The organism is Pedobacter psychrodurus, assembly GCF_004331735.1.
Classification (GTDB): Bacteria; Bacteroidota; Bacteroidia; order Sphingobacteriales; family Sphingobacteriaceae; genus Pedobacter; species Pedobacter psychrodurus.
Genome location: NZ_SJSO01000003.1, coordinates 403,789 through 413,525, shown reverse-complemented (window position 1 = coordinate 413,525; position 9,737 = coordinate 403,789). Strand labels below are relative to the sequence as shown.

Sequence of the window (9,737 nt, the reverse complement as noted above, 5' to 3'; positions counted from 1 at the left end):
CGCAATAAAACCAGATGAGCATAAAGAGCAGGAAATATTCCAACAAAGCGGGTACTTCAGGGAAAAATCACGACACAGATATAAAATTGAGGCGAAAAATAGTGAATTGAAAAATGTTCATGGATATGACAGGGCGAACTCCTATGGCCTGGAAAGCATGAAAATGCAAGGTGCACTTGCGATATTCGTGGTTAATCTTAAAAGAATCCTCAAATTCTAAAAAAAGGATAATAATCCAAAGAATCTTCTGGGAAAAACTAACAATGTGCTCCAGTTCTCAATGTCGAACGTAAAGTTCGTTATCAAATAAGAAAAATGAAATGCCTCAAAAAAGAAAGCGGATGAAAAACTCTTAAGAGCTATTCATCCGCTTTTCTGTTTGAAGACCATTTTATGTCTACTTTTTCAGTGCCCTCTTTTAAAATCAGGAGGCTTTTTACGTATATACTATTTATTATTTTATACCCACACTACTAACGGCTACTGCAAGAATTAACAGAAAATAACTTACTAACAATACAAGGGTGAGTATTCCCCAAAATTTAAAAAGCGATTTTACATTTGCAATGGCATCGTTTAAATTTTCCTGATCGCCAAACAGCACACCTTGTTTGCCCTTAGCTGAAAAACGTAACAACAATAAACTTGGGTAAAAAAAGAGTAAAGCCAACAACAGGTAAAATATAGTTATTCCAGTTGCCCCGATACTAGCCAATGGCCCTAATTGATTAAGCATTGCCGGATTTGCCGTTATTGCAGCTCCTATTCCAAACGAACTTAAGGTTAAAAATGCTGAGATAACAAAACCTACAACTGATAAAAATCTTGCCCATTTACTCATATCATAAAAGTAGCTCCGCATTTCTTCGGTAACTACTAATTTTAATTCCTGTGGCTCTTCATTTTCAAAATCTTCCATTTATCTCTATCTATTTTGGGCTAAACTTAGATAAAATATAGATTTCATACAATAGCAAGAGTTTAAATAAAGGTTTTAAAAGCTTATCTTTGCGCGGTTTTAGCGGAGATGGGAGATGTGAAAGGTAAAATGGAAGATACAAAACGATCGACTATGAACTATTGCACATGAACCATTTGACTTCCGGCTAAAGACTATGGACTAAAGACTTAAAGACTAATAAATAATGGCATTACAATGTGGTATAGTTGGTTTACCAAATGTTGGGAAATCGACTCTTTTTAACTGTTTATCAAATGCAAAAGCGCAGGCTGCAAACTTTCCCTTTTGTACTATTGAGCCCAATGTTGGCGTAATTACAGTACCTGATGATAGATTAACCAAACTGGCTGAGTTGGTTAAACCAAACAAAGTACAACCGAATACGATTGAGATTGTAGATATTGCGGGTTTGGTAAAAGGTGCATCGAAAGGTGAAGGCTTAGGAAACCAGTTTTTAGGAAATATCCGTGCTACCAATGCAATTATTCACGTTTTACGTTGTTTTGATGATGGAAATGTAATTCACGTTGATGGTTCTGTTGATCCGATCCGTGATCGAGAAATTATCGATACTGAGCTACAGCTTAAAGATTTGGATACCGTTGATAAACGTATTCAAAAGGTAGAAAAAATGGCTAAAACAGGTGGTGATAAAGACGCTAAACGTACTTATGAAATTTTAACGATGGTTAAAGCGCATTTAGAGGCTGGTAAATCTATCCGTACTGCGGCATTGGCTCAAGATGATTTTGATTTTATTGAAGATTTAGGCCTACTTACGCAAAAGCCAGTAATGTACGTTTGTAATGTTGATGAGGCATCGGTAATTAACGGTAATAAATATGTTGATTTGGTAAAAGCAAACGTTGCTGATGAAAATGCTGAAGTTTTAGTAATCTCTGCTAAAATTGAATCAGAAATTGCTGAACTGGATAGCTACGAAGAGCGTGAGGAATTTTTAGCTGATTTAGGCTTAACCGAATCTGGCGTAAATAAATTGATCCGCACGGCTTATAAATTATTAAATCTTTACACTTATTTCACCGCTGGTGTGCAAGAAGTTAGAGCCTGGACGATTACAAAAGGTTTTACAGCGCCACAAGCTGCTGGCGTGATCCACACTGATTTCGAAAAAGGATTTATCCGTGCTGAGGTAATCAAGTACAACGATTTCGTAACTCTAGGTTCTGAAAATGCGTGTAAAGATGCTGGTAAATTAGGTGTTGAAGGAAAAACCTATGTGGTGGAAGATGGCGACATCATGCACTTCAGGTTTAATGTTTAAACCCCACCCCAAACCCCTAAAGGGACTTTAAGGATATAGATAATTGATGAGCCACTTGAAAGAGTGGCTTTTTTTGTTTGGAGTTTTTTTGCCACGGAGGCATGGAATTTTATGCGATTGTCACGCTGAGCGGAGTCGAAGCGTATTTACAGGGGTTAATTAACCACAGATAATACAGATTAACACAGATAATTATTTTTGCATAATTTTTACCGTTGTTATAAATTGAGATAATTATCGCCTAAATCTTTGCCACGGAGACACGGAAAGCACGAAATTATACCGATCGCGTTAAACCCAGCCTTAAATAGTTGCAGATATACTGCCATATAAACCCGATTAACAGTGATCCCGACGAGAAGTCGGGAGTAATGAAAGCGGGAAGAAACTTTAAAAAAATTGCTGTAATTGCTTTCCAAAAAAATTCAACTTTTTCACCCAGAGTAGACAACTTACAGGCAGGGCTGTTAGAAATCTAAAAGATAGATCTTTCTCCCGAATTAACTTCGGGACTACGCTTCATCCGATAGCTATCGGGTCGAGATGACGATTTCTCTATTAAACCGCTAACCCGTAAGCGGCTAACTGTGCTTTGGTATCTTTGTAATCGGTATGATGAATACCTCTTAAACCTAAACCTTCGGCAACCTGCACAAAAAGCATACGATCATCGATGTATAAACTCGTTCCTACGTCGCTCTGTGAAATATCGATCGCTACCTTAAAAATATCGGCATCGGGTTTGCGGAAATGTACAAAACTTGATGACACAAAAAAATCCACAAATTCGTTCAGCTTGAATGTGTTAATTCTATACTGGTTTAGCTCTCTGCCCTCATTGCTTATTACAGCTACCTTTAGGTTATATTTCTTTTTTAAATCGCAGATCAACTGAATCATTTCCGGATAAGGAAGTGATTTTTTGAACATAAATTCTTTAAAATCATCGTAGGTAAAATTACGTTCTTCGAAGAAAACAATTCGTTCTAAATATTCATCAAGCGTTAGTTTACCCACTTCATAGGTATCGAAGGTAAGGTGATGGCGTTCTTCGAGATCAACCGAGTCGAGGTTAAAAAGTACTGAAGCTTCTCCTCTTGCATGTCTATCCCAGCCATTGGTTAATAAAACACCGCCGATATCGGTAAAAAGTGTGGTAATTTTCTTTTGCATGATTTAAGTTTAAAGTAAAACGCCTTTTAAAAACAGAACGGCAAAGCTGAAATAAATAATCAATCCGGTAACATCAACAAGGGTTGCTACAAATGGAGCAGATGAGGTTGCTGGATCGGCTCCAAGTTTTTTTAATAAAATAGGGAGCATAGAGCCACTTAACGAACCCCAAAGTACCACAAAAACCAAAGAAACGCTAATGGTAGCAGCAATTAAAATCCAGTGTTCGCCATAAACATTTGGCACTGCCAAATGCCAGACAAAAATGCGTAAAAATCCGATCAGGCCTAAACATAAACCCAATAGAAAACCAGATGTAATTTCCCTGTTCATTACACGCCACCAATCTTTTATGGTTACTTCGCCGAGTGCCATTGCCTGAATAATCAGTGTAGAAGCCTGAGATCCACTATTACCTCCACACGAAATAATCAGCGGAATAAATAATGCAAGTACGGTAGCTTTGTGAATCTGTCCTTCGAAAAAACCCATTGCAGTAGCGGTAAGCATTTCGCCAACCATTAAAATGGCCAGCCACCCTACACGTTTTCTAACGAGGTTAAATATTGAAGTATCGAGATAAGGTTCATCCAAAGCCTCGGTTCCCCCTATTTTGTGCATATCTTCGGTGTATTCCTGGTTGGCAATCCACAAAATATCATCAACGGTAACAATACCTAAAAGAACGTTATTTTCATCTACTACAGGTAAAGCTACGCGGTTGTTCATTCTGAAGATATTGATCGCGTCTTCCTGAGGATCATTTGCCTTTAACGCAATGAAACGTTTATCGGTAAGTTCGCCAATAATGGCTTCAGGATCGGCCAGTAAAACCTCACGTATCCTGATATCATCCAACAAAACACCCTCTTTATCAATAACATATACCACATCAATGGTTTCGGAGTTTTTTCCGTAACGCCTAATGTGTGCTAAAACCCTTGTGATAGACCATTCGGGTTTTACTGCGATGTAATCAGGTGTCATTAAACGGCCAATACTATCTTCTTTATAGCCAAGGAGTGCAAGCGATTCTTTACGTTCTTCGGGTGGTAAAAGCGTGATCATTTTTTTTACCACATCGCCTTTTAATTCACTAAAAAGTGCGGTACGGTCATCTGGTGGCAGATCTTTAATGATCTGATTGAGTTTGTTGCCCGAAAGTTTTTTAATGATACGCTCCTGGGTAGGGAAATCAAGAATCCGAAAAACGTTTACCGCTCTGTTGAGGGATAAGGTTTCGATAAATTTAGCTGCATATTGTGGAAGTTCATCAATCAGTTCTTCAACATCCGAAATATTCAGTTGATCGAGATATTGCTTTAAAGCCTTATCATTTTCTTTTTCAAGGAGTTCCTGAATCTCTTCCACAACCAATTCTTCCATAAACAAAATTTAATTTATTACATGCTTAATCCTCTATTAACGGTTCGCAAAGGTGCATTTTTATTTCCTAAAAAGCCAATGGTGCACCTTTAAAATTAGCCAAAAAGGTTTCTTAAATTAAAAATAAAGGGGAACAAACGCAGTATACGAGCTGTTCCCTTTAAGATTTAATCATTTTTTAACATAAAAGATATCTCAACAGCAGAAAGTTAATTTTGCTATGAATTTACAGAATAAAAATAGCCTTGATTTTTTAATAAAATGATTGAAACAACATTCTTAACTTCAATAAAGAGCATCTCCCCTGCTCCAACCACCCCTCAAATCGAAGAATTACGCTATAATCTAAAAACTAGTATAAGACAATCAAAACGGCCATTTTGTTCAGTGATTAGGTATAAATCTGAAGTGCAATGTAGTACAAGTTTGAAAACGTAAAGAGGGGTCATTTCCTCTGAAATACCCAAAAATGAGGGGGCATAGATCTTAACAGCCCAGTTTGAACAGTAAACTGTTTCTGGGTAAGACAATAAAAAAACCTATTTGGTAATGTTTGCGAGGTGCAAAATCAGATAACTTAAAACGAAAGAGGCTATTTTAACCCGATTGGGTTTTGTTTCCCTTATACTTGATTAGTCAATTGTGAGTCCAGGCCCGATTACCTTCATTCCACAGTCTGCATGAATTTTGTCGACTTCTGCTTTACTGGGCTTATGGCCAAAATTGTTCATGGTTCTAAAAAATTCTTCAGCTTTTCCGGCGGGCTGTACAAAATAAATAAGTTTACCAAAATCTGTACGTTGAATCCAGGTGTGCGGAATATTTCGAGGCAGAAAAATGGTGTCGCCAGAGGCCAACTCCATTAGTTTTCCATCAACTGAGAATTTATAGTTCCCTTCAGCTACGTAAAAAATCTCGTCCTGATCAAAATGGATATGGAGCGATGGCCCTGTTTTCTCGTAACCAATGTATTCGAATACCGCTAACTGCCCATTGGTATCTTTACCAGAAATTTTGATGTCGTTAGGGTTTTTTCCTTTATATAAAAAGGATTCTCCAAACCTGCCCTTTCCAGATTTAACGATAAATGGTTCTTTATCTCCATTTTCTGCATAGCCGGTTTTATTTAGCGTCAGGAAGGCCGCAATACTTAAACTACCCAGCAAAAATTCTTTTCTTTCCATTTTATTTGATTTAACTCAAAGATGGAAAGAAAAAAAATGCTGTTAGTGGTAAGAATCAGACATTAATAAATTTCTTCTGTACCCAATTGTCGCTCGGGAGAATCCATTGCAAAGAAATCGGAAGGCGAAAAGCCTGTAAACGTTTTATAATCCTTACTCAAATGTTGATAATCGTAGTAGCCACAATCAATAGCCAAATTAAACCAGCTTCTAGATGGAGTTACATTTTTTAGCCGGTAGGCATAGTCAAATCTGGCCACTTTTAAGAAAGCTTTCGGACTAATGCCTACGCTATCCAAAAAACGCCTGTTAAACTGGCGTTGCGAAAGAAAACCATTAGCAACGTAATAATCAAGTGGCTGGTCGAAAGTCAACATTTTCTCGGCGACCAGATCAATCCGATTAGGCCTGTTTTTGATACCCTCTAATTTCTGTATGATGTACCGATCTGCGATGGACAGCATTTCATTATGGGTACAGGCATTAAAAAGCTGGTCATTAATCTCCTCAATCTCTTTGCCCAAAACAAGTTCGGCATCAATGGAGGTATTGGTCAGTTCAACAGCTGGGATGCCCAATAAACTATAAAGTGCACCTGGCTTAAAAACAATTTGAAGAGATAGAAACTTTTTATAAACCGTTCTCATATTGACAACTGTATGTTGGCCAAAAAGCAGCGCATTTTTGGGTTTAATAAAATCTTTTCGTGTAGGATATTCGATTTTTGTTGGGCTAGGAAAAAACTGGAGGCAATGCTCTGGCCGTGGCGTGTAGGCCTTTGGTGGAATGGGATTATTGTGACTGAACTCAAAATCAATAATTCGATAGCATTTGACATAAGGGGTCAGGATTGGGGCTGGTTTATGTTCACTTAAATGCATAACGGCAATGATCAAACATAAAGTTAGTTAAATTTTAACGACAAGATCTGTTTTTTCACCTGTTACAATTTAAACTAAACAACAATTTAAATAAAAACTTACAAGCCGCGAATTATAGATAGTGCTTAAGCATCAACGCCAGGTAATCCCTGATAATCTAAAATTTCCTTCTTTTTAAGGTGCACTGTGGAAATACCAGTCTTCATTCATCCTTAACAAGAGCTTCATCTGCTAGGATGATGGTATCATGGTAAACATGGAAGAGAACATCTATTTTGAATAAAAAACTGTTTTTTTTTATTCAAAATGCCAAACAAATAAGTTTTCAAATCCTATATTTGCAGCCTTATGCTCCCGTAGTTCAATGGATAGAATTATGGTTTCCGGTACCATCGATTATTCATCATAAATAACTGAAAATCAGATAAATAAAATTTATTTAATTTTGCTTGTAAATTAATTGTAAAACATTTTTTTCATGATTCCCAGTCCCTTGAATTCGTAATTTCCTTCGATAATTTTTTTAAAACATTTTAATTTTATTAGGAGACTTTACTCCTCTAAAAATAATAACTGCTCTAGTGGATTGGCGGCTTTTAATATCTAAATATTTAAGATATTAAAAGCTGTCGCGATCGGTTGTTACTTAGCCGATTAATGGGAAGACCACAACGTTAATGAATAAAAAAGACACAACACTATTTAATAGAAATACAACAGCAATATTTAATAAAAATAACACGACGCTATTTAATAGAAATACACCGACATTTCTTACATTTGTACTATAGCATCATGGATCAAGAAAACAAAAGTTTTCTTTCAAAAGAAATAACAAATGGCGACACCACAGGAAAGATTTGCAGCGGCATTACGTGTATTAAAGGACTTACAGGATAGAAATGAAGTGGCTATAACCGGTGAGGATTTACCTAACCGTATCTACAGAGAGATATTGCTAAAAAACGGTTTCATAAAAGAGGTAGTCAGGGGCTGGTATGTGAGCTCAGACCCGAATGCCGGTCCTGGAGAAACGACCTCATGGTATAGCTCATATTGGGATTTTTGTCTAAAATTTTTAAATTCCAGGTATGGCAATGATTGGATTTTATCGGCCGATCAGTCACTCAAGATCCATGCAGGAAATTGGTCGGTTCCATCCCAGTTATTTTTGCGATCTCCTAAAGGAAACAATAACCCAACCTCCTTGGCGCACAATACATCTCTATTTAATTACAGGGCGAATCTTCCTGTTCCCGAGTTGACCACTATAGAAAGGGGCATAAGGATGTATAGTTTACAGGGCGCGCTCCTTTACTGCTCTACAGCCTCATTCAGCGGTAATGGCCTTGACGCGCGAACCGCGCTCTCATTGATTAGAGACGCTTCTGAGCTACTTCCTGTGCTACTTGAAAATGGCCATTCAGTAATTGCTGGGCGACTTGGAGGTGCCTTCAGAAATATTGGTCGTGAAAGGATTGCTGACCAGATAATTGAAACCATGCGCCAAGCAGGTTACGATGTACGGGAAGATGATCCTTTTCAGGCTAAAATAACAATAGATCTTTCTCTACGTGAACGGTCTCCCTTTGTGAACCGTATCAAACTCATGTGGCAACAGATGCGGGATGTGGTAATACGGAATTTTCCAGTACCACCTGGGCTTCCAAAAGATCATAAGGCTTACCTGGAAAATGTGGATTCGATTTATATCACCGATGCCTACCACTCTTTATCTATAGAACGATACAAGGTAACACCTGAACTAATAGAAAGGGTGAGTTTGGGTTCCTGGAATACCAAAGGTAATGCAGAGGACAGAAAGCAACAGGACGCAATGGCTGCACGGGGCTATTTTCAGACTTTCCAGATAGTGAAGGAATCAGTAAAAAATATACTAGATGGTAAAAATCCAGGGGATCAGGTTGACCAGGACCATCCGCGCTGGTATCGAGAGTTATTTGATCCAAGCGTTGCCGCGGGTATTTTAAAAGCCTCTGATCTTGCCGGATACCGTAGCAATCAGGTATATATTAGCAATTCGCAACACGTGCCCTTAAGTGTTGATGCAATGAGGGATTGCATGTCCGTGCTATTCGAACTTTTAGAAGGCGAGCCTGAGGCTTCAGTCAGGGCAGTTTTGGGTCACTTTGTTTTCGTATTCATTCACCCTTACATGGATGGCAACGGGCGGATGGGCCGGTTCCTGATGAATGCAATGCTGGCTTCAGGGGGATATCCCTGGACAGTAATTCCGGTAGAAAAAAGAAAGGAGTATATGAAGGTACTGGAACATGCGAGCATTGAGCAGAATATAAGCGAATTTTCTAAGTTTCTCGCCTATTTAGTGAACGAGGGATTAAAAGGAAAACCTGTGGCTGTTCTCCCTCAATAAGGAGCGGGGGCGGAAAGGCTCTCGAAAAAGCCTTCATCTATCTCCTTTGCAGTTCCGCTATAGAGCATTGGCGGCAGGATGCTGCCGATGGATTCCGATCTGCTGTTTTTAAGCAGAACAGAAACTAAAAGCTCATTTTCTACCGAGAATGAAATATTGATGATCCAAGAACCTACACCGTGCAGTCTTTGAATGGCCTGAAAAAAGTTGGTTCTCATGATTTTTGTTTGATTAATTGTGTTCCCCTGCGTTTAGAAAAAACGGCATCAAATCCATTGCCCCCGATTACGCTTTTAATAATGTTCTCCGCATGGCGGATGCGTACGGCATCCCCTGCGGAAATCTGCAAGCATTCAAGGTTTTCAAAAAACCGCAAGGTTTTGGCGATTTCATAAAGGGCTTTTCTTTCTGTAGTATCGGCTAATATGCTCATGATATAGTTTTTTAAGGGAGCGGAAATCCGCTCCCTGAT

Annotated in this window: 10 protein-coding genes; 3 read left to right on the top strand and 7 right to left on the bottom strand. The window is 38.4% G+C overall.

Translation table 11 applies throughout. The features are described from left to right. On the top strand, positions 1–220 hold a 220-nt coding region (locus EZ456_RS05235; protein ID WP_205945029.1), incomplete at its 5' end, for a transposase. 234 nt (positions 221–454) lie between these two features. Here EZ456_RS05235 and EZ456_RS05230 read toward each other — a convergent pair. Continuing rightward, entirely contained in the window at positions 455–919 is a 465-nt protein-coding gene (locus EZ456_RS05230) for a hypothetical protein (RefSeq protein WP_131527980.1), read from the bottom strand. A gap of 226 nt (positions 920–1,145) precedes the next feature. Between EZ456_RS05230 and ychF the strand changes: the two genes are divergently transcribed. Then, complete coding sequence (gene ychF / locus EZ456_RS05225; RefSeq protein WP_131527978.1) at positions 1,146–2,246, top strand: redox-regulated ATPase YchF; 1,101 nt, start codon at positions 1,146–1,148, stop codon at positions 2,244–2,246. A gap of 558 nt (positions 2,247–2,804) precedes the next feature. Here ychF and EZ456_RS05220 read toward each other — a convergent pair. From EZ456_RS05220 to EZ456_RS05205, 4 genes are all read right to left on the bottom strand, one after another. Then, positions 2,805–3,419, bottom strand: a complete 615-nt coding sequence (locus tag EZ456_RS05220) for an HAD hydrolase-like protein (RefSeq protein WP_131527976.1) — start codon at positions 3,417–3,419, stop codon at positions 2,805–2,807. Between the two features lie 9 nt (positions 3,420–3,428). Beyond that, positions 3,429–4,805: a magnesium transporter gene (mgtE, locus tag EZ456_RS05215; protein WP_131527974.1), complete on the bottom strand. Its 1,377-nt coding sequence runs from the start codon at positions 4,803–4,805 to the stop codon at positions 3,429–3,431. A 632-nt stretch (positions 4,806–5,437) separates the two neighbouring features. After that, positions 5,438–5,989 carry a cupin domain-containing protein gene (locus tag EZ456_RS05210; protein WP_131527972.1) on the bottom strand — a complete coding sequence of 184 codons (552 nt, stop codon included), beginning with the start codon at positions 5,987–5,989 and terminating at the stop codon, positions 5,438–5,440. A gap of 62 nt (positions 5,990–6,051) precedes the next feature. Further along, positions 6,052–6,870: a helix-turn-helix domain-containing protein gene (locus EZ456_RS05205; protein ID WP_131527970.1), complete on the bottom strand. Its 819-nt coding sequence runs from the start codon at positions 6,868–6,870 to the stop codon at positions 6,052–6,054. 838 nt (positions 6,871–7,708) lie between these two features. On the opposite strand from EZ456_RS05205, the gene EZ456_RS05200 reads away from it, so the two are divergent. Next, the gene (locus tag EZ456_RS05200; RefSeq protein ID WP_131527968.1) at positions 7,709–9,265 is read left to right on the top strand and encodes a Fic family protein; all 1,557 of its coding nucleotides are present in this window, start codon (positions 7,709–7,711) and stop codon (positions 9,263–9,265) included. On the opposite strand, the gene EZ456_RS05195 is transcribed toward EZ456_RS05200, so the two are convergent. Together EZ456_RS05195 and EZ456_RS05190 are read right to left on the bottom strand one after the other, a co-directional pair. Next, a complete protein-coding gene (locus EZ456_RS05195) occupies positions 9,259–9,483 on the bottom strand; it encodes a hypothetical protein (protein WP_131527966.1) in 225 nt (74 codons plus the stop codon). The two genes, EZ456_RS05200 and EZ456_RS05195, sit on opposite strands and share 7 nt — an antisense overlap. After that, the gene (locus EZ456_RS05190; RefSeq protein ID WP_131527964.1) at positions 9,480–9,698 is read right to left on the bottom strand and encodes a hypothetical protein; all 219 of its coding nucleotides are present in this window, start codon (positions 9,696–9,698) and stop codon (positions 9,480–9,482) included. Before EZ456_RS05190 ends, EZ456_RS05195 begins: the two co-directional genes overlap by 4 nt. Positions 9,699–9,737: the final 39 nt, after the last annotated feature.